Origin of the sequence: Pseudomonas sp. HB05, from assembly GCF_016756915.1 — a bacterium.
Lineage (GTDB): Bacteria > Pseudomonadota > Gammaproteobacteria > Pseudomonadales > Pseudomonadaceae > Aquipseudomonas > Aquipseudomonas alvandae.
In genome coordinates this window covers 1-20659 of sequence record NZ_JAESPG010000039.1, presented here as the reverse complement: position 1 = coordinate 20659, position 20659 = coordinate 1, and the positions used below count along the sequence as shown (strand labels likewise).

Annotated in this window: 13 protein-coding genes; 4 read left to right on the top strand and 9 right to left on the bottom strand. The window is 61.8% G+C overall.

All coding sequences use genetic code 11. From position 1 onward, the window contains the following. Positions 1-22: 22 nt before the first annotated feature. A complete protein-coding gene (locus JMN22_RS24140; RefSeq protein ID WP_030142610.1) occupies positions 23-1345 on the bottom strand; it encodes an MFS transporter in 1323 nt (440 codons plus the stop codon). Positions 1346-1538: 193 nt separating this feature from the next. On the opposite strand from JMN22_RS24140, the gene JMN22_RS24135 reads away from it, so the two are divergent. The 3 genes from JMN22_RS24135 (at position 1539) to JMN22_RS24125 (ending at position 9002) form a co-directional block, all read left to right on the top strand. After that, positions 1539-3275, top strand: a complete 1737-nt coding sequence (locus JMN22_RS24135; protein ID WP_181290491.1) for an IlvD/Edd family dehydratase — start codon at positions 1539-1541, stop codon at positions 3273-3275. Between the two features lie 205 nt (positions 3276-3480). After that, positions 3481-4206, top strand: a complete 726-nt coding sequence (locus JMN22_RS24130) for a FadR/GntR family transcriptional regulator (protein ID WP_202335017.1) — start codon at positions 3481-3483, stop codon at positions 4204-4206. Between the two features lie 110 nt (positions 4207-4316). After that, positions 4317-9002, top strand: a complete 4686-nt coding sequence (locus JMN22_RS24125) for a dermonecrotic toxin domain-containing protein (protein ID WP_202335016.1) — start codon at positions 4317-4319, stop codon at positions 9000-9002. A gap of 151 nt (positions 9003-9153) precedes the next feature. Here the strand turns inward: JMN22_RS24125 and JMN22_RS24120 are convergent, their stop codons facing one another. The 8 genes from JMN22_RS24120 to JMN22_RS24085 all read right to left on the bottom strand — a co-directional run bounded on the left by JMN22_RS24120 (position 9154) and on the right by JMN22_RS24085 (position 19522). Continuing rightward, positions 9154-11529, bottom strand: a complete 2376-nt coding sequence (locus JMN22_RS24120) for an efflux RND transporter permease subunit (RefSeq protein ID WP_030142614.1) — start codon at positions 11527-11529, stop codon at positions 9154-9156. 43 nt (positions 11530-11572) lie between these two features. Beyond that, a complete protein-coding gene (locus tag JMN22_RS24115) occupies positions 11573-12625 on the bottom strand; it encodes a YCF48-related protein (protein WP_202335015.1) in 1053 nt (350 codons plus the stop codon). A gap of 361 nt (positions 12626-12986) precedes the next feature. Next, a complete protein-coding gene (pepN, locus tag JMN22_RS24110) occupies positions 12987-15644 on the bottom strand; it encodes an aminopeptidase N (RefSeq protein ID WP_202335014.1) in 2658 nt (885 codons plus the stop codon). A gap of 13 nt (positions 15645-15657) precedes the next feature. After that, the gene (locus tag JMN22_RS24105) at positions 15658-16488 is read right to left on the bottom strand and encodes a DUF2797 domain-containing protein (RefSeq protein ID WP_202335013.1); all 831 of its coding nucleotides are present in this window, start codon (positions 16486-16488) and stop codon (positions 15658-15660) included. Then, on the bottom strand, positions 16485-16745 hold the full coding sequence (locus JMN22_RS24100; protein WP_030142618.1) for a YeaC family protein: 261 nt from the start codon (positions 16743-16745) through the stop codon (positions 16485-16487). The genes JMN22_RS24105 and JMN22_RS24100 overlap by 4 nt, the downstream gene beginning before the upstream one ends. A gap of 46 nt (positions 16746-16791) precedes the next feature. Further along, on the bottom strand, positions 16792-17664 hold the full coding sequence (locus JMN22_RS24095; RefSeq protein WP_202335012.1) for a rhomboid family intramembrane serine protease: 873 nt from the start codon (positions 17662-17664) through the stop codon (positions 16792-16794). Beyond that, positions 17661-18635 carry a metallophosphoesterase gene (locus JMN22_RS24090; RefSeq protein WP_187293369.1) on the bottom strand — a complete coding sequence of 325 codons (975 nt, stop codon included), beginning with the start codon at positions 18633-18635 and terminating at the stop codon, positions 17661-17663. Before JMN22_RS24090 ends, JMN22_RS24095 begins: the two co-directional genes overlap by 4 nt. Then, positions 18632-19522 carry an NAD(+) kinase gene (locus tag JMN22_RS24085; RefSeq protein WP_030142621.1) on the bottom strand — a complete coding sequence of 297 codons (891 nt, stop codon included), beginning with the start codon at positions 19520-19522 and terminating at the stop codon, positions 18632-18634. The genes JMN22_RS24090 and JMN22_RS24085 overlap by 4 nt, the downstream gene beginning before the upstream one ends. 105 nt (positions 19523-19627) lie before the next feature. Here JMN22_RS24085 and JMN22_RS24080 point away from each other — a divergent pair, with 105 nt between their 5' ends. Then, on the top strand, positions 19628-20578 hold the full coding sequence (locus JMN22_RS24080) for a DUF1853 family protein (RefSeq protein ID WP_202335011.1): 951 nt from the start codon (positions 19628-19630) through the stop codon (positions 20576-20578). Positions 20579-20659: the final 81 nt, after the last annotated feature.

Below are 20659 nucleotides of genomic sequence, written 5' to 3'. Positions count from 1 at the left end.
CTCTTTCACAATTGCAATAATTTCAGGTACGCGTCGCCCCCCGGGCACTGGCCGCGAACTGATCCGCCGGCAGCACATGCTTGCGCTCCAGCAGGCGATAGACCACGCCGGTCAGCACCAGGCCGAACACCATCACGCAGGACAGGAAATACAGCCCCGAGGCCAGGTTGCCGGTGTATTCCTTCAGCGCACCGATCACGAACGGCCCGATGTAGCCGCCGAGGTTGCCCACCGAGTTGATCAGCGCAATGCCCGCCGCCGCACTGGCGCCGGCAAAGAACCGTCCCGGCAAGGTCCAGAACACCGCCGTGCAGGAAAACAGCGCGAACGCCACCAGGCACAGCGCCGCCAGTTGCAACACCGGCACCGACAGCCAGGCGCTGAGGAACAGGCCGATGGCACCGAGCACGTACAACACGGCCAAGTGACCGTAGCGGTCATTCAAGCGGTCGGAGCTGCGCGGAATGATCAGCAGGCCGATGATGCCGAAGATATACGGCACCGAAGAGACAAAACCGGTCACCAGGTCGCTGCCACCGAACTGCTTGATCAGCGTCGGCAACCACAGGCCCAGCCCATAGATGCTCAAGGTCACGGGCAGGTAGAACAGCGCCAGCAGCAACACACGTTTATCCTTCAGCGCATGGAGCGGATTGCCGTGGCGGGTCTGGCCGTATTCCTGCAAGTCTTTCTGCAGCTCGCCGGTCAGCCAGTCCTTCTCGGCCTGGTCCATCCATTTCACTTGTTGCGGGCCATCCGGCAGGTAGCGCAGCACCGGCCAGGTCAACAGCACCGCCGGCAGGCCGATGACGATGAACAGCCACTGCCAGCCGTGCAGGCCAAGGATGCCGTCCATGCCCAGCAAGCCACCGGACACCGGGCCGGTGATCATCATCGCGATGGGTTGGGAAAGAATGAACAGGCCGAGGATCTTGCCGCGATGGCGCACCGGGAACCATTGGGTGATGTAGTACAGCACGCCCGGGAAGAATCCGGCTTCGGCCGCGCCCAGCAAAAAGCGCATCACATAGAAACTGTGCGGGCCCTGCACAAAGGCCATGCCGATGGTGATGGCGCCCCAGGTGATCATGATCCGGGCGAACCAGCGCCGCGCACCGAAGCGTTCCAGCATCAGGTTGCTGGGAATCTCCAGCAGGAAGTAACCAATGAAAAACAGCCCCGCGCCCAAGCCGTAGGCGGCGTCGCCGATGCCGATGTCGGCGCCCATATGCAGCTTGGCAAAGCCCACCGCAGAGCGGTCCACGTAGGCGATCAGGTACAGCAGGATCAGGAAGGGAATCAGTTTGAGGGTGATGCGACGTATAAGCCGCAATTCCTGGCTCATGGGACCGGTCTCCGATTGTTGTTGTTATAGAACCTCGGGGGATTTCTCTCGCGAATGACCGCCAGGACAACCCCTCCGTTGAATCGGACTATATAGTAATACTATTTACCCAACAACACTTCCAAACCGCGCAAATTGCGCTTATGTTACGCTTCAGCTCGAACAATATAGTCATACAATAAGAGAATCGATCATGTCTGATAAGAAACCCTCCCTGCGCTCGGCCCAATGGTTTGGCACTGCCGACAAGAACGGCTTCATGTACCGCAGCTGGATGAAAAATCAGGGCATTGCCGACCATCAGTTCCACGGCAAGCCGATCATCGGTATCTGCAACACCTGGTCGGAGCTGACGCCGTGCAACGCGCACTTCCGGCAGATCGCCGAACACGTCAAGCGCGGCGTGATCGAGGCCGGGGGCTTCCCGGTGGAATTCCCGGTGTTCTCCAACGGCGAATCGAACCTGCGCCCCACCGCCATGCTGACGCGCAACCTGGCGAGCATGGACGTGGAAGAGGCAATTCGCGGCAACCCGATTGACGGTGTGGTGTTGCTCACCGGCTGCGACAAGACCACCCCGGCCTTGCTGATGGGCGCCGCCAGCTGCGACGTGCCCGCCATCGTCGTCACCGGCGGGCCGATGCTCAACGGCAAGCACAAGGGCCAGGACATCGGCTCGGGCACCGTGGTGTGGCAGTTGAGCGAACAGGTCAAGGCCGGCACCATCACCATCGACGATTTCCTCGCGGCCGAGGGCGGCATGTCCCGCTCGGCCGGCACCTGCAACACCATGGGCACGGCGTCGACCATGGCGTGCATGGCCGAAGCCCTCGGCACCTCCCTGCCCCACAACGCCGCGATTCCGGCAGTGGACGCCCGTCGTTATGTGCTCGCCCACATGTCCGGCATGCGTGCCGTGGAAATGGTCCGTGAAGATCTGAAACTGTCGAAGATCTTGACCAAGGAAGCCTTCGAAAACGCCATCCGCGTCAACGCCGCCATTGGCGGTTCGACCAACGCGGTGATCCACCTCAAGGCCATCGCCGGACGCATCGGCGTGCAACTGGACCTCGACGACTGGACCCGCATCGGCCGCGGCATGCCGACCATCGTCGACTTGCAGCCGTCCGGGCGCTTCCTGATGGAAGAGTTCTACTACGCCGGTGGCCTGCCCGCCGTGCTCCGTCGTCTCGGCGAAGCGAACCTGATCCCGCACCCGAACGCACTGACGGTCAACGGCAAGAGCCTCGGCGAAAACACCAAGGACGCACCGATCTACGGCCAGGACGAAGTCATCCGCACCCTGGACAACCCGATCCGTGCCGACGGCGGCATCTGCGTATTGCGCGGCAACCTGGCGCCACTCGGCGCGGTGCTCAAGCCTTCCGCCGCCACCGCCGAACTGATGCAGCATCGCGGCCGTGCGGTGGTATTCGAGAATTTCGACGAGTACAAGGCACGGATCAACGACCCGGAACTCGATGTCGACGCCGACTCGATCCTGGTGATGAAAAACTGCGGGCCGAAAGGTTATCCAGGCATGGCCGAAGTCGGCAACATGGGCTTGCCGGCCAAGCTGCTGGCCCAGGGTGTGACGGACATGGTGCGTATTTCCGATGCACGCATGAGCGGCACCGCCTACGGCACCGTGGTCCTGCACGTGGCGCCGGAAGCCGCGGCCGGCGGACCGTTGGCCGCCGTGAAAGAAGGCGACTGGATCGAACTCGACTGCGCCAGCGGCCGCCTGCACCTGGACATCCCGGACGCCGAACTCGCCGCGCGCCTGGCCGACCTCGCGCCACCGCAGCAATTGTTGGTGGGCGGCTATCGCCAGTTGTACATCGACCATGTGCTGCAAGCGGACCAGGGTTGCGACTTCGACTTCCTGGTGGGCTGCCGTGGCGCCGAGGTGCCGCGTCACTCTCATTGACCCCGTCACCTCCCTGTGGGAGCGAGCTTGCTCGCGATGGCGTCGGATCAGCCGGATCATTGCTGACTGACCCACCGTTATCGCGAGCAAGCTCGCTCCCACAAGGGATCTGCATCTATCCGAAAACTCGCACTAGCGACCCGCCATCGCCGCGCCTGCTATCATGCGCAGCACTCCCCTCGCCTACAGGATCGCGCCGCGTCCCATGGATTACCGCAAACCCTCAGACCGCAAAAGCATGCATGCGCGCATCGTCCAGGAACTGGGCATGCAGATCGTCTCCGGGCGCTTCAAGCCGGACGACAAACTGCCCGCCGAAGCCTTGTTGTGCGAAGAGTACGCGGTCAGTCGCCCGGTGTTGCGCGAAGCCACGCGGGTGCTGGTCGCCAAGGGCCTGGTTTATTCGCGTCCTCGCGTGGGCACGGTGGTCAAGGCCCGGCGGGAATGGCACATGCTCGATCCGGACGTGCTGCACTGGCTGATGCAGAGCAGCCCGCAGAACGAATTTTTCGGCCTGCTCACCAGCGTGCGCAGCATCATCGAACCGGCGGCGGCTGCCCTCGCCGCCCAGTTCGCCACCGATGAAGACATCGCCGCGATCAACGAAGCCTACCAGCGCATGGAGGCGGCCCCGACCCCCGAAGCCCTGCTGCAACCGGACCTGGATTTCCACAGCCGCATCGCCGACGCCACCCACAACGACCTGCTCGCCAACCTCTGCAATATGTTGTCCGTGGCGATCGCCGAAGCCCTCAAGCACTCCAACCAGCGGCCCAACCTGCATGAGCTGGCGATGCCGCGGCACAAGGCGATCCTCACCGCCATCGAGAACCGCGACGCCCTCGGCGCGCGCCATGCCACGCTGGTGCAACTGGACGATGCCCGCAGCGCTTTGAATGTGGTGCTGGGCAGCGACCCCGACCGCGCCTGACACAACGCATGCCCTACGGGGTAGTACCTATATACCGCACGCAGAGGATTGAAATCCCGACACTGGATTCGTCGTCATCCCGACGACCATAGTCAAGGAAAAGGATTTTTATGACCTCGCCTTCCCCAACTGGTGGCCCGTCCGCCCTTGCGCAAAACGTCAGCCAGCCATTCGCCTCGCGCCCGACCTTCGAGCAGGTCGCGCAACGCTTGCTCGAACAAGCCATCAACACCAAGTACCCGACGTTGAACATCGATCTGTCCAAGACCCAACTCGCGTCTCCGGATATGAACGCACGTACCTGGCACTTTCAACCCTTCATGCCCCGGGTGCTTGATTACCTCGCCCTCGGCACGCCCATCGATTTCAGTTCGCAGGGAAGTTACGATTGCTATCTCAGCGACGACGCCCCACGTCGGCTGCAGGCGAACGATGCGCGCCTGGACATAAAAGTCATCGAAGACTGTTTATCAGAGCTGCCTTGGACGGTACCCATCGGCCTGGCAGATGCCCTGATCCGTTATTGGAATACCGACATTGACCGTGCGCCCCAAGGCGAATCCGACAGCCGTATCAGCCGCTGGCAATGGCTCAGCGACACCCTCAAGAACATGCTGCATGTCCACGGGTTGCAACAGGCTGGACTGAGTGAGCCGGAACGCGGGGCCCTGGATCAGGTCGTCCGCTGGCCAGACCGTGACCAACGCTCCAAGCAAAATGCGTCACCCGTCTATGTCTACCATCTGGAGAGCATCATCACCCAGGGCGTCACCCGCACCGTGCTGCCCAGCAGTGGAATCCTGATGCTTCATTACACCCGCGACGGGCTGCTCATTTTGCTTTCCAAGCCCGGCAGCACCGTGCAGTCCTTCGAGTCGATCCAGGCTTTCGACAGCCATTGGCGCGCGCAGATTGCCAAGCGTTATGCCGTCGACACCGTTACCTGCCAACGCCACGAGATCAGCGGCGACGCCTTCGATATCCAGGCGGCCATGATATTGGAGCAACAACTGACTGATCTGCAGACGGTAAAGCTGCCCGCCCGGATCGGCCTGCCGAACCTCAAGGCTCTCTATGACGAGCTGAGCGACCCCGCCTACTCTCTAGGCGATGTCCCACGTCTCGCGCCTCAAGCATCGACACAACTTGAACCGCTGCTGCCCGAATGGCTGAAGAATGCCTCCCTCGCCGACCGAACGAAATTCCAGCGCTACAGCCTGGCGCTGGCCAGCGTGAAGAAACGCGACCAGGACCGAACCCATCTCCGCGACATCAAGACTTTCACAGCCGACGCACTGCTTGCGCGAATGGAGAAAATCAACGACAGCAGTCCGACCAAGGCTCTCCCAAGTCATTTTCACCCCGACGATGTGGAACTGATCTTCACCGTCTCAGCCGGGTTTCCCGGGACCGCTGGCATCAGCGAAAAAAGGACCATGAGCCTGACTCGATTGGCCATCGACAATCTCGTCGCTCGCCCCAGTGGACATCTCAAGCTCAGCCATCGCCAGGGCCGGACGCTGCCCGCATGGTTGACGCCCGACCTCATTACCCGCCGAGGCGGGCTTGTCGAGCAGGTCGATATCGGCACGACTTACCCTCGCTACCTGCAAGACGAACTGTTGAGCGACTCACCTCAAGCGCAGGACTACCAGCGGATGTTTGCCGAACAGATCCCGGCACAGTTGCCGCTCGAGGCGCTGCAACAGATGCTCGACAACAAAAACGGCATGACCCGCCAAGGGCTGCGCCTGATAGAGGCGGTTCTTCAGCCCGACGCCGAGAGTCGGCAGGTCGGCGGGCGTGCCGTGGTCATTCGTCACCTGGCCTTCCTGCGCAAGCCTCAGGCCAGGCCCGACGTCGTGACCAATATGTTCATTGTCGAGGGGCAAGACGCTCAAACCGGTCCGCATCTGCTGTATCGCCCCTTGTACGCCCCCTCGTTGCTGGAGTTTGCGACGCGCCAGGCAATGCTGCAGGCCATTGCCAGCGCCGGGGATTTGCAGGGCAGCGTGTTGACCTGGATGTCCGATACCGCACGCCCGGTGTATGCCAACGGTGGCTTCGCGGAGCCACATATTGTGCATTTCTTCCAGGGCGACGAATTCAGCGTGCCCGAAAGACCCGCCCCGGCCACGCTCGCCATCGACAGTAATGAAGATGAACTGCTGCAATACCTGCGCAACGGCAAACTGATGGAATATCTCTACGGTTGCAATGCCCGGGCCCTCATCAGCCAGGCCGACCGAAACTCTGTCTCCAACAGCGAAAGCCGCTGGGCAGTGCTCCTGAAGGGTGGCAGCCTGCTGTTCAATACACTGCTGTTTCCCCTGCTGCGCGGCCCGGCGATGGCCAGCGTCTGGCTGTGGAGCCTGATGGCCAGTGCGAGCCAGGATATCCCCGCCTTGAACAGCGAAGACCCAGCCACCAGGGAACAGGCCGCCGTCGATTTTCTGGTTAATCTGGCCATGCTGGTGAGCCAATTCCACGCCATCCGCGCGCCTTCCCGTCCCCTCGTGTCCGCTGAAACGAAGAACCAGGCGATGCAACCCCCCGCCAAGCGCATTGTTGCCGAGCAATGGCCTGCGCCCGCCTCTCCCGAAGTCCTCGAAGCCCCCATCGCCCTGCCTGGGGCGGAGGGTCCAGGCTCGAACTTCGATTTCAGCTTCGCCAGCGCCCGCCATCGCCTGACGTCCGAGCAGCGCATCCGCCTATATAGCAAGCAAGTCCCGCGCCCCGCCAGGCTGCCCGAACCGATCAACTACGGCCCGCTCACCGGCCTGTATGTAATCGATCACAGATGGCATGCGCTCGTCGAAGAACGCCTCTATCGAGTGACACCGGAAGCGGACGGCAGCGTGATGATTGTCGACCCACAAAGTCCATCGCAAATGGGACCGTTGCTGCAATCGGACGATCGAGGCATCTGGTCCGTGGATTTGCGGCTGCGTTTGCGAGGCGGAATGCCCAAGCGCGTCACCGAGCAAAGGCGCCTCAACGCCCAAAGGAAAGACGAACTGCTCAACGATTTGATGACCGTCATGGGGCAGGAGGCCGAACAACAGAGGGCCCAGGACATCGCCCAGAACGTCATGACGAGGATGGAAGAAGGAAGCGCCTACACCGAGGAACAACGCGCGTCCAAACGAAAGATATTCCATGACCTGCTCAAAGAACAGATCGACAAATACGTGGGGCTGCTGGACAGCGTGCCCGAACGTAAAAGGCTGAATATCGACCTGCCCTCCGCGGACATCCGCAATCTGATGGAAAACGTCATCAACAATGCGCGCAAGGCCTTCTTGATGGTCGAAATGGACGGGAGGGCCCTCAATCGCGCCAATCCCCAATTCATGGGAAAGCAGGCCGAAAAAGCTGCGGCTTCGGACATGAAGGGCTACCTGGCGTTTCTTCGAGCAACATGCGAAGCCAATGATCTTGCAATCCACTGGCTGGAGCTCAAGGACAAGTATCTGGAGGAGTTGCTGAACCTGGACTCCGTGGGCGCCCAGGCGTTCGATCGCTTGACCCGCGACCGCCCGTTGAACGAAAGAAGCTCAACGTCCACCAAAGCCATGCAGTTGGCGATTCTTCCATTGCTGGCCATCAAACATCCCGAGACTGACCTGCCCGATAGCCTCTATCGCATCATCAAACCCTTGGGTGAACAGATTCGCTCCCACTCCGACTTCAAGCAATACCAGCTGTCCGCAACGGAGCAATTCCAGGTGCTGGAAAGCTTGACGGAGCACTATGGCGAGGCCCTGGACGCATTGCACGGCATGAAGGCCCTCTATTTTGACGACCTCAACGAGTCCTACTTCGACAGGCTGCTGAAACTGCTCGATGGCCTGTATCAGGACGCGTCCCAAAAACTGGCCGCAGAGATCAAGCCCGAGCCAACGCCACACGTAAGTCCGCCCAAACGTCCTGAAGCGTCCCATGAGCGTTTCAAGAAAAAGGTGATCAAGACTCGCAAGAATGGCGTTCTGATCGGCGACCTGAAGCCGGCGGGTACAACCTTGGGAATAGAAGTCGTCGAACTGCGTTCCGAAGTCGACAACCAAGTGCTGTCCACCTATTCACGTCACGACGACGTCTGGGATCCCGTTGACATCCGCCAGCCAACCCCGGCCCCCGCCCCCAGGACCAGACCTGTCGGTGCGATCAAGGGCGATGCGCGAAAACTACTGGGTCAGTTGGAAAAACGCCTGCAACATGCCGAAGGCTACAAGAAACTCTGCCGTCATCCTCAAGAAATCGAGGAGATCATGAACAACGAAGCCAGTCGCTTCCGTGCGCTCTCCGATGAGCTTGACCGGGCCTTCACGGCCTCGACAACACCTCGCACAGCGGCGGATGAGACGCTGGGCCAGCAATTGGCCGATGCCATTTCCAAACTGACCGCCAGGGGCGCTGCCCTGCGCACCGAATTGAGCCTGCTACTGCCACCCACCGACGGCAACCTTCGGTATCTCTTCGAAAAGAACCTGATACAGGTCGCCAAACTTGGCGAACGCAAGGCGTTGAAAGGAACCCGCCAGGATTTCCTGCAGGAATACGCCATCAACGACCGAAACGGTTTTCCCCTCTGGTACGCCCACTTTCATTATGAGAAGGCCGACACGCCGAAAACCGATTACAGCGTCGCGCATCTCAAGATCAAGGAACAACGCCGGGAACACTACCATTCGCTGCTTGCCAAGGCTGACAGCCCGTATGCGGTGGTGAACGTGCATCGTGGGCAGCTTGGCAGACCGCTGGCGCAAAGCAGGTTCCTACCGTTGGCACCGTGATCGCCTGCACATAAAAACCTGTGGGAGCGAGCTTGCTCGCGATAGCGGACAGACATTCAACACCTTCATTGACTGTCACGCCGCTATCGCGAGCAAGCTCGCTCCCACATGGGTTTTCCACCAGCGCTCGCTATGCCGGTTCTATCCTCGATCAATGGGCAAACAACGAATTGCCCTTCTGCCCCGCCAGCTTCTCAGGCTTGATCAGGAACCGCGCCAAAGCCGGCAGCAGCCACAGCGCGCCGAACATGTTCCACAGCAACATGAACGTCAACATCAAGCCCATATCCGCCTGGAACTTGATGGCCGAGAAGATCCAGGTGCATACGCCGATGGCCAGGCACAAGCCGGTGAACAACACGGCTTTGCCAGTGGACTTCAACGTCTGGTAATACGCTTCCTGCAACGGCAAGCCGGCGCGCAGGAAGCTTTCCAGGCGACTGTAGATGTAAATGCCATAGTCCACGCCAATCCCCACCCCCAGCGCAACCACCGGCAGGGTCGCGACCTTCACCCCAATGCCCATGAACGCCATCAGCGCGTTGCCCAGCACCGACGTCAACACGAGCGGCAGCACGATGCACAGCGTCGCAGCCCAGGAACGGAAAGTGATCATGCACATGGTCGCCACGCAGATATAAACCAGGACCAGAATGGTCAATTCCGATTCCTTGATCACTTCGTTGGTGGCAGCCTCGATGCCCGCATTGCCGGCAGCCAGGATGAACTCCAGGCCATCGCGGTTGTTGTCCTTGGCAAAGTCCTGCACCGCCTTCACTGCGCGGTCCAGGGTTTCGGCCTTGTGATCGTTGAGGAACACCAGCACCGGCGCCAGGGAACAGCTGTTGTTGTACAGGCCATCGGCCCGGGCGATGGAACTGTTGAGCACGTCAGGGTTGCGCGACAGGGTTTCCCATTTCAGGTTGCCCTCGTTCATGCCCTTGATCATTTGCTTGGACACGGTCACCAGGGAAATCGCCGACTGCACGCCTTCGGTGTTCTGCATCTTCCACATCAGTTCATCGATCGGCGCCATGGCCTCATAGCGCGAGCAGCCTTCGGCCTTCGTCTTGACCATCACCACCAGTACGTCGGAGCTGGTGGAGTAATTGCTGATGATGAAATTGTTGTCCTGGTTGTAGCGCGAGTCCGGGCGCAGCTCCGGCGCCCCCTGGTCGAGGTCGCCGATCTTCAGGTTCTGGCTGTACCAGAGGCCGCCGCCAAACGCGAGCACGGCCAGGGCAATCGATACCGGTGCGACCTTGGCGCTGGCGAAGTTCGACAGCGTGCGCCAGAACGGATGCTCGCGGGTCGCGTCTTTCTTGCTGCGCTCCACGGCCCGCTTGCTGATGCCGACGTAGGAAATCGCCACCGGCAGCAGGATCAGGTTGGTGAACACGATGACCGCCACGCCGATGGAGGCGCCGATGGCGAGTTCGCGAATCACGCCGATGTCGATGATCAAGAGGGTGATGAAACCGACGGCATCGGCGAGGATCGCGATCATGCCCGGCAGGAACAACTGGCGGAAGGTGCGTCGCGCTGCGGTCAGGGCGTTGTCCGCCTCGCTGGATTGCAAGGCGATGCCGTTGATTTTCTGCACGCCATGGGAGATGCCGATGGCAAAGATCAGGAACGGTACCAGCATCGAGTAAGGGTCCAGGCCAAACCCCGCCGCGTGCATCAGCCCCAATTGCCAGACCACCGCCACCAGGGTGGTGCTCAACACGGCGACGGTGCTGCGCATGCAGTTCGTGAACCAGTACAGCAGGATCAGCGTAATCACGAAGGCCACGCCGAAGAACATCACCACCATGACCAGGCCATCGATCAGGTCGCCGACTTTCTTCGCGAAACCGACGATGTGGATCTGCACATTGGGATTCTGGGCTTCGAACTTGTTGCGGATCTTGTCTTCCAGCTCATGGGAGAACTTGCGGTAGTCCAGGGCGAGCAACTTGCCTTGGTCTTGCGGGTCCGGGTAGGACTCCAGCAGCGGAATGTCGACGATGCTCGATTTGAAATCGTTGGCCACCAGGCGCCCGACCTGGCCGGACTTGAGCACGTTGTTGCGCAACAGGTCGAGGCTGTCGGCCGAGCCGTCGTAGCTCTGGGGAATCACCTCGCCGCCGGCAAAGCCCTCCTCCGTCACCTCGGTCCAGCGCACGCTCGGGCTCCACAGCGACTTGAGCCCGGAACGGTCGACACCCGGAATATAGAAGACTTCATCGTGGATCTGGCGCAGGGTCTCCATGTAATCCTTGGAGAAGATGTCGCCGTCAGTGGCTTCCACGGAGATGCGCACCGTGTTGCCCAGGTTCGCCAGGTCGTTGCGGTGTTCGAGCATTTTCTCGATGAAAGGGTGCTCGAGGGGGATCATTTTTTCGAAGCTGGTGGACGGCCGGATCAGCGTGGCCTGCCAGAACAGGAAAATGCTGACCAGCAGGCAAATGACGATCACTGCCGGGCGGTTGTTGAAAATCAGGCGTTCGAGGAATGTCGCCTTGTCTTGGTGATGACTGCTCATGGGGTCCGCCTTATTGTTATTGTGCCCGTCTGACAGGCCCGGCTCATTTGCTCAGTTCGGCGCCAGTGGACGTGGTGGCGCGAACGCCGCCCTGTCCCGCCAGGATCAGGTTGCCGTTGCCCGCCGCCGTGACGGCTGCTACGGAAATACGGTCGGGGCGGTTGAACACACTGAACGTCACGCCGTCGTCGGTGCTGCGGATCACGCTGCCACCATTGCCGACGATCACGATCGAGCCGTCCGCCAACAGCGTCGCGCCCGACAAGCCGAACTCCAGCGCGCCACGAGCCGCCTTGAGCTCGACCTGCTCCCACGTCGTGCCGAAATCGACGGAACGGTAAAGATTGCCGCGCAGGCCATAGGCCAACAGCGTCGAAGGTTGGGCGGTGCCAATGACGCCAAACAGCGAGCCTTCATACGGCCCCTGGAGTTTTTCCCAGGTCTGCCCCCAGTCGGCGGAGCGGAACATGCTGCCGGCCTCGCCGACGACGAACAGCCCGGAATCCTTCACGGCGGCGATGGCATTGAGGTGGTATTGGTCTTCATTGTCGAGGCGGTCGCTGGCGTCTTCCCAGTGCTTGCCGCCGTCGGTGGTCTCGTACAGCGCGCCATAGGCACCCACCGCGAATCCACGGCTGGCGTCCTGGAACCAGATATCCAGCAACGGCGCTTCACGGGGCAGGTCTTCGAATTGTTTGGTCCAGGTGCTGCCGCCGTCTTCGCTGGCAAGGATCTGTGCGTCGTGCCCCACGGCCCAGCCGTGCTTGTCATCGACGAAAAACACGGCGGTGAGCAATTGACGGGTTGGCACCTTGGCCTGGGTCCAGGACTTTCCCTGGTCATCGGAATAGACGATATGCCCCCGGTCACCGACCGCCACCAGGCGCTGGCCGGCCTGCACCACATCGAGCATCAGGGTCTTGCTGGCCTTGGCCGATTCGACGGAATAGATGACATCGGACGTCGACGCCGCCACCGCGAGCACCGGTGCCGACAACACGACAGAGCCCAGCAGCGACAGCGCCGAGGCCAGCAACGCGACACGGCGCAGCATCGGCGGCCGGCAGCGGCCCGCAGCCATGACAGGCTCATTCATAGACCTTACCCCCATTATTATTGTTATGGCCTGGTACGTTGCCTGTCTCGGAGCATAGCCCTGAAACCTGCAATCTAGAGCCACTTGGCAAGCGGAACCTATCCTATCGGGCTTTCGAAAGGTCTGACAATCGACGCCACGTTATCTTTTGTTAACCGGGTAGGATATCGGCCAAGGGTGAATCAGAAGACATTCGCGAGGGTGATGGATGTGGCGAGGGAGCTTGCTCCCGCTGGAGGCCGAAGGACTCCCTGACCTTGGTCCACCCGCTATTTGCAGCGAAAGTGAAATCAGGATCGGGCCTGCTTCGCAGGCCAGCGGGAGCAAGCTCCCTCGCCACAAAAGGCAATGCGAATCCCGGTCAAGCCAGGCTCTTGCTCACCACCTCGAACACATCGGCGGAAAGCGCGCCGGACGCCAGGATGCGTTCCAGCTCGGCCTTCATCAGCGCCTGGCGGGCGCTGTCGTATTTGCGCCAGCGGGTCAGCGGCGCCAGTTGCCGCGAGGCGATCTGTGGGTTGAAGCCATTGAGCTGGATGACCAGGTCCGCCAGGAAGCGGTAGCCCGAGCCGTCGGCGGCGTGGAAGTTGATCAGGTTCTGCCCGGCAAACGCGCCGATCAGCGCCCGCACCTTGTTCGGGTTCTTGATATTGAACGCTGGGTGTTCCATCAAGGCCTTGACCCGCGCCAGCCCACCCGGTAACGGGCTGCCCGCCTGGACGCTGAACCACTGGTCCATGACCAGCGGGCTGCCCTTGAAGTTTTCCGCAAACACTTCCAGCGCCTTGGCCTTCTCGGTCTCGAACGGCGAGTTGACCAGCACCGCCAGCGCCGTGAGGCGCTCGGTCATGTTGTCGGCGGTGTCGAACTGCTCAAGCGTCGCGCTCAGCACTTCCGGCTTGTCGGTCAGCATCAGGTACGACAGCGCGATGTTCTGCAACGCGCGACGGGCGAAATGCTCGGCCTCGGCCACGTATGGCGTGCGCCGGGACAGGTCGCGATTGGCTTCGTAGCGCAACCACAAGGCTTCGAACAGGCTGTCGGCCAGTTGCTGGCGAGCGAATTCGCGGGCGGTGTGGATCGCCTCGACATCCGCCACTTCGCTGATTTCGGTGAGGTAGGCTTCGCTTGGCAGCGAGAGCATTTCGGCGACCATCGCCTGATCCAGGGAATCGTCCGACAACACCGTGCGCAACGCGCTGACCAGTCGCGGGTCGAGCACCAGGCTCTCGCCCTGCTGATGCTGGCCGATCAGTTCCTGCAACACCTGCACCGACAATTGCTGGCCGGCATCCCAGCGGTTGAAGCCGTCGCTGTCGTGCTGCATCAGGAACATCAGTTGGTCGCGGTCGTACGGGAAGCTCAGCTTCACCGGCGCCGAGAAACCACGCAGCAAGGAAGGCAGAGGCTTTTCAGCGACATCGACGAAGGTGAAGGTCTGCTCGGCTTCGGTCACCGAGATCACGCGGGTTGTGCCGCTGGCCGCCGCTTCGCCGCTCAGGCGCAGGGGCATCTCGGCGCCATTGCTGGCCAGCAAGCCCAACTCGACCGGAATCACGAACGGCAGTTTTTCCGCCTTGTCCGGCGTTGGCGGGCAGCTCTGGCGGAAGGTCAGGCTGTAGGTCTTGGCTGCGGCGTCGTAAGTCTCGCTGACCGCCAGCCGTGGCGTACCGGCCTGGCTGTACCAGCGCTTGAATTGGCTCAGGTCGACCCCGTTGGCGTCTTCCATGGCCCTGATGAAATCGTCGCAGGTCACGGCCTGGCCGTCGTGGCGCTCGAAGTACAGGTCGCTGCCCTTGCGGAAGCCATCGGCGCCCAACAGGGTGTGGATCATGCCGACCACTTCCGAGCCCTTTTCGTACACGGTCAGGGTGTAGAAGTTGGAGATCTCGATGAAGCTGTCCGGGCGCACCGGGTGGGCCATCGGGCCGGCGTCTTCGGCAAACTGGTGGGTGCGCAGGTACGCCACATCCTGGATGCGCTTGACGGTGGCCGAGTTCATGTCCGCCGAGAAACCGGCGTCGCGGAACACCGTGAAACCTTCCTTGAGCGACAACTGGAACCAGTCGCGGCAGGTCACGCGGTTGCCGGACCAGTTATGGAAGTATTCGTGGGCAACGATCGCCTCGACCCGCTGGTGCGCGGCGTCGGTGGCGGTCTCGGCGCGGGCCAGCACGGCGCTGGAGTTGAAGATATTGAGGCCCTTGTTCTCCATGGCGCCCATGTTGAAGTCGTTGACCGCGACGATCATGAAGATGTCCAGGTCGTACTCGCGCCCGTACACCTCTTCGTCCCAGCGCATCGACTTCTTCAGGCTGGTCATGGCGTGCTGGCACTTGTCGATATTTTCCGGCTCGACGTAGATGCGCAGCGCCACGGTGCGTTCGGTCATGGTGGTGAAGGTGTCTTCGACGCACCACAGGTCACCGGCCACTAGCGCAAACAGGTAGGCGGGTTTCTTGAACGGGTCTTCCCAGGTCGCCCAGTGCCGACCGTCTTCGCCGGGGCCGCTGGCAATCGGGTTGCCGTTGGACAGGAGCACCGGATAGCTGTGCTGCTCGGCCACCAAGGTGGTGGTGAACTTGCTCATCACGTCCGGACGGTCGAGGTAATAGGTGATCTTGCGAAAACCTTCGGCCTCGCACTGGGTGCAGAACATGCTGCCGGACTTGTACAGGCCTTCCAGGGCGGTGTTGGTTTCCGGATGAATGCGCACGGTGGTGTCGACGGTGAAAGCCTGGGTCTTGGGCTGCAAGCTCAGGTGGCTGTCATCCAGTTGATAGTCACCCTGCCCCAGGTCGGCGTCGTCGAGCTTGATCGACAGCAACTCCAGGTGTTGGCCGTCGAGCACCAGCGGCGGCAAACCGGCACCGCGCTCGGGGTTGCGGCGCATCACCAGTTGCGCATGGACCAGGCTGTGGTCCTCGAACAACTCGAAGGTCAGGTGCGTCTCGTCGATCAGGTACTCGGGGGCCTGATAGTCCTTCAGGTAGATCATCTTCGGTTGTTCGGTGCGCATGGGTCGAATCCTTCTACTGATGCACGGCGAGCTGGTAAGCCGTGTATTTACGAATATTGATCACGCCAGTGTCGAAAATCAGGTACTGGCCCTTGACTCCCAGCAGCGTGCCTTCGGCGATCGGGTTCTTGTCCAGGTTGAAGCTGACGATCTTGGCCGGATATTGCTGCACCGGATAACGGATCTCGATCGGTTCGACGTCCGCTATGGTCTGGATCGCCTGCAAGCCGAATCGTTCCTGAAGCCCCTGCAAGCCCTGGGCGCAGCTTTCAAAAAGTGAATTGCGGATGGCGGGCAGGTCCACCGCCGCCGCGTCGCCCTTGAGCAAGGCTCGCCAGTTGGTCTTGTCGGCCACCTGGCAGCGAAACAGGTCTTCGACGAAGCCCGACTGCTGGCGGGTCGCAACCCGCAGGATCGGCAGGGCCTGGCTCGCGCCCTGGTCGAGCCAGCGGGTCGGCAGTTGCGTGGCGCGGGTGATGCCGACCTTCACGCCCGACGAATTGGCCAGGTAGACCACGTGGTCGGTCATGCAGAACTGCTCGCCCCAGGCCGGATCTCGACAAGTACCGGCGTCGAAATGGCAACGTTCGGGGCTCATGATGCACAGGTCACACTGGGCCAGCTTGGTCATGCACGGGTAGCAATAACCCTGGCTGAAGCTGGTCTTGGTCCGGCGCCCGCAATGGGTGCAATGGATCGCACCGAGGTATTCCAGGCGAATCGTGCTGCCGATCAACGGATTGACCGGCACCTCGACATCGCCCAGGCGAAAGGCGTATTGAACGGTCGGCCCGTCCAGGCGTGCCGACATCTTGCTGATTGCACCGCGGCCGATCTCGATCAATGGATGGCGTCCGACTTGAACAGGATATTCGGCACTTCGGTGGCTTTCGACTGGCATTCCTGGGGCCCCATGTAACCGGTGCGCTCTTCTTCGGGCAAGTTCTGGATTTCCCAGGCGATCATCGCCTGCAGGGATAGCTCGCGCTGCTCGGCGGTGAGCTTATTGCCATCGGCCCATTTACCGATTTCCACGGCCAGCTTCAGGCTGCGGTAGATGTCGGGGGTGATGTTCTGGATCATTTCATTGAAGGAAGACATGGGTTCTCCGCGCAATCGCGCATTCTCAAATAGACACAGGCGCCAGTCAGAGGGCCATTTTACGGCGAGCGAAGAGCCCGCCCAACAGCCCGGTGAAGCAGCCGACGAGCAGCCCGCCGACGTGGGCCGCGTTGGCGATCTCACCAAAACCGATCAACGAGACCAGGCCGGACAGGCACAGCAGCAACCACACCAGCATCATCACTAACACCCCACGGGGCAAGCGATACGCCGGGTTCGGCGCGAGCAGTTGGTAGATCCAGCAATGCCCCAGCAGGCCGTACAAGACACCCGACAAGCCGCCGAACAGCGTGGCACCGCTGAAAAAATACTGGCTGAAATTGGAGACCAGGCTGAACAGCAGCGTCAGCCCCAACAGGTTGATGCCACCCTGGCGCGCTTCGATCCGCCGCCCCAGCTCCCAATACCACATGCCGTTCATGGCGATGTGCAGGAAGCCGAAGTGAATCAGCATCGGCGTCACCAGGCGCCACCACTGCCCCGCCGCCAGGCTATCGGCCAACGGCGTGAACTGGATGTAGTCGCCAACCACGCGAAACTCCAGGAAGGTCAACCAGCGCAAGGTTTCGAGATTCTCCCCCAGCAGCGTGACGGCGCTGACGATCAGGCTCAGCAACAGCACCAGGGCCGTCACCGGGCTGCGGGTCAGCTGCGCGACGAACCCGGGGCGCCGGGACGTGCCACCCAGGTCCGGAAGTTCCAGCTGTTGGTCGGGGTCGCCAGCGGGAAAACGCTCGTACAACGAACGCACGTCCTCGCTGATTTCATCCGGGACCCACAGCACCTGCTCACCGGCCTCTTCGCTGACCCGATGGGGCACTTGCATGCGTTGCAGCAACTTGACGAAACCACTCAGGTCCACGCCCAGGGGCAAGCGCAGGACGGCGACGGCGCTCATCGCACCACCTCCGGTCGCTCGACGTTGACCCAGACGAACTTGTGCGGGTCGAGGCGGGTTTCCTGGTCGAGGCGATAGGCGACCAATTTGCCGTAGAGCACCGCGCTGTAGTCCAGGCACGCCAGGTTCGGGCGGATCGGCGCGGGCTTGCCGCTGCGCCAGTAATGCCCGACGAACAGCATCGGCTCATCGACGCCGTAGCGCAGCAGGTTGTTTTTCTCGTCCGGGGTCAATGGCGTGCGCGCCACCGGCTCTGGCAACGCATCGGGTTGGAAGACGATGTCGCCGTAGGTCTGCGGGTTGTCTTCCCAGAACTTGGTGCGGAAGAACGCCCGCGTCAGGCCGTCGCCGCCCGTCAGGGTCATGCCGTGGGGCAGACGCATGTCGGTGCCACGCAACAGACGGTCGAACACGGTACAGGCGAAACTGCCCGACTCGGCCGACGCCTGGAGGAAATGCTCGTCGATGCAGCCATCCGGGAACAGGCCGCGCAAGGGCTCGATCAGGCCCGCGTCCCAGCAGGCGTGAACCACGCGGAAACGGCCGGCATCGACAAACAACGGCAGCTCATAGAACCACTTGAGGAAATCCTGCCAGTCGCCAGGGTGCTGTTCGAACTGGGTCAGGGTCTCGTTAAGCAGGCGGGCATGGCGCGGCGTGTGTTCGCGCACGTAGCGCTGGCCACTGCCCGGCAATGCCGGCGTGCTCCAACCCAGGGCGTTGAATTCGTGGTTGCCCATGATGCACAGCGCCTGGCCCGCCTCGACCATGTCATGGACGATGTGCAGCGCCTCGCGAATCCGCGGGCCACGGTCGATGATATCTCCCAGGAACACGGCCATGCGCGACGGATGCCGCCAGACCCCACCCTGCTTGTGGTAACCGAGTCGGTCCAGCAGGTGTTCCAGGGTCAAGGCGCATCCGTGCACGTCGCCGATCAGGTCGTAACTGCGCGCGGGATCGAGCATCAGTCGCCTCCACCCCCCAGACGACTGCCCCAGCCGAGCTTGGTCCGGCAGACTTCGTAGTAGTTGTGATCCAGCGGATGGATCAGGCGCAGCTTCTGGGCTTTCTTGCTGACGGTGATGGTGTCACCCGGCGCGCAGGTGAAATGGTTCTGGCCGTCACACGACACTTGCGGGTAGATCTGCATATCCTTGGACACGACGATTTTCAGCTCGCTGTTGCCATCGACCACGATGGGTCGCCCAGACAAGGTATGGGGGTACATGGGCACAATCACAATAGCGTCGAGCTTGGGATGCATGATCGGGCCGCCGGCCGACAGCGCGTATGCGGTGGAACCGGTCGGTGTGGCGACGATAAGGCCGTCGGCCTTCTGGCTGCAGACGAACTGGCCGTCGATGTACAACTCGAATTCGATCATCCGCGTGGACTTGCCAGGGTGCAGCACTACGTCGTTGAGGGCATCGCCCTGGCCGATGGCCTCGGCGTGACGACGGACCTCGGCTTGCAGCAGGAAGCGGTTTTCCACCAGGTAGTGGCCGTCCAGCACTTCGGCGACCTTGACCTCCAGCTCATCAGGGCGGATATCGGTGAGGAACCCCAGGCTGCCGCGGTTGATCCCCAGCACCGGGATATTGTGCCGCGCCAGCGCCCGGGCGGCGCCCAGCAGGCTGCCGTCGCCACCGACGACGATGACCATGTCACAGACTTCGCCGAGCATCTTGCGCGAAGACGTTTGCAGGCCGTGACCGGGCAGCACTTCGGCGATGGTGTCTTCGAGGATCACATGCAGATGCCGCTCCAGGAGGAAGCGCTTGAGACGGCGAACGGTGTCCAGCACCTGTGAACTGCCCAAGCGACCGATGATGCCGATATTGCGAAATTGCTCCATGGGGCTCCTGCGAGGGTCTGCGACGGGCGAAAAACCCGATTATGGGCGAAAGCGCTCTATAGACAAAATTCTTTAAGCCTCCAGCGCAACGGCTATGCTCGCAAGATGATCCTGTTCCCTGAATTACTCGACCTGCCCCGCCGCCTGCGCCATCCCGAAGTGCGGGACTTGGCGTGGGTGATCATCGCGCCGCCGATGCTCATCGACACCCCTTGGCCCCAGCGTCATCCCCTGGCGGGCAGCGACTGGGTGCAGCAGCCGCACCGGCTGGAACACTGGCTGCGCCAACTGGACCGCGACAGCTACCCGCTGCTGCAATGCCTGTCCCAGGGCCGGACACGGCGCCTGGGCCTGTATTACGAAAGGTTGTGGCAATTTGCCGTGCAGCACGCACCGGGCATCGAGTGGATCGCGGCGAACCTGCCGATTCGTCGCGAGGGTCATACGCTGGGGGAGTTGGATTTGCTGCTGCGTGACGGCGAAGGTGTTCATCACCTGGAGCTGGCGATCAAGCTGTACCTGGGCCCGCAGCAAGGCAACGGGCTCGACACTGCGCAATGGCTCGGCCCCGGCTGCCATGATCGCCTGGACCGTAAATTGGCGCACCTGCATGAGCACCAATTGCCGATTTCCGCACGCCCAGAGAGCCGCGAGGCCTTGGCGGCGCTGGGCATCGAATCGTTTCGCTCGCACCTTTGGCTCGGTGGATACCTGCTTTACCCGTGGCCGGGCGAGGCCGAACCACCGAGCGGCGCGCACCCCAGGCATTTGCGCGGCCGTTGGCTGCACCAGCGCGACTGGTCCGGATTCGTCGCCCAGCGACCGCCTGGGCACTGGCAACCCCTGCCCCGCGCCGCCTGGCTCGCGCCGGCCCGTTACCCTGCGGAGCAGGTGTGGACCGAGGCGCAACTGGACGCCTGGCGAACCGCCCTCGACCCGATGGCACCGGCGCAATTGATGGTGCGTCTGACCGAGAATGCCGAGGGCGAATGGGAAGAAGCCGAGCGGGCATTCCTGGTGGCGGACCTTTGGCCGGATGTGCCGGGTAATGGCTAATTTTTTGCGGCGCATGGACGGCCGCCTTCGCGAGCAAGCCCGCTCCCACAGGGGAATGCATTTCCCTGTGGGAGCGGGCTT

Coding starts and splice junctions, on each gene's coding strand:
- JMN22_RS24140 (WP_030142610.1), bottom strand. CDS start 1,345: ATGAGCCAGGAATTGCGGCTTATACGTCGCATCACCCTCAAACTGATT.
- pepN (WP_202335014.1), bottom strand. CDS start 15,644: ATGCGCACCGAACAACCGAAGATGATCTACCTGAAGGACTATCAGGCC.
- JMN22_RS24125 (WP_202335016.1), top strand. CDS start 4,317: ATGACCTCGCCTTCCCCAACTGGTGGCCCGTCCGCCCTTGCGCAAAAC.
- JMN22_RS24095 (WP_202335012.1), bottom strand. CDS start 17,664: ATGAGCGCCGTCGCCGTCCTGCGCTTGCCCCTGGGCGTGGACCTGAGT.
- JMN22_RS24080 (WP_202335011.1), top strand. CDS start 19,628: ATGATCCTGTTCCCTGAATTACTCGACCTGCCCCGCCGCCTGCGCCAT.
- JMN22_RS24100 (WP_030142618.1), bottom strand. CDS start 16,745: ATGTCTTCCTTCAATGAAATGATCCAGAACATCACCCCCGACATCTAC.
- JMN22_RS24120 (WP_030142614.1), bottom strand. CDS start 11,529: ATGAGCAGTCATCACCAAGACAAGGCGACATTCCTCGAACGCCTGATT.
- JMN22_RS24115 (WP_202335015.1), bottom strand. CDS start 12,625: ATGAATGAGCCTGTCATGGCTGCGGGCCGCTGCCGGCCGCCGATGCTG.
- JMN22_RS24135 (WP_181290491.1), top strand. CDS start 1,539: ATGTCTGATAAGAAACCCTCCCTGCGCTCGGCCCAATGGTTTGGCACT.
- JMN22_RS24085 (WP_030142621.1), bottom strand. CDS start 19,522: ATGGAGCAATTTCGCAATATCGGCATCATCGGTCGCTTGGGCAGTTCA.
- JMN22_RS24130 (WP_202335017.1), top strand. CDS start 3,481: ATGGATTACCGCAAACCCTCAGACCGCAAAAGCATGCATGCGCGCATC.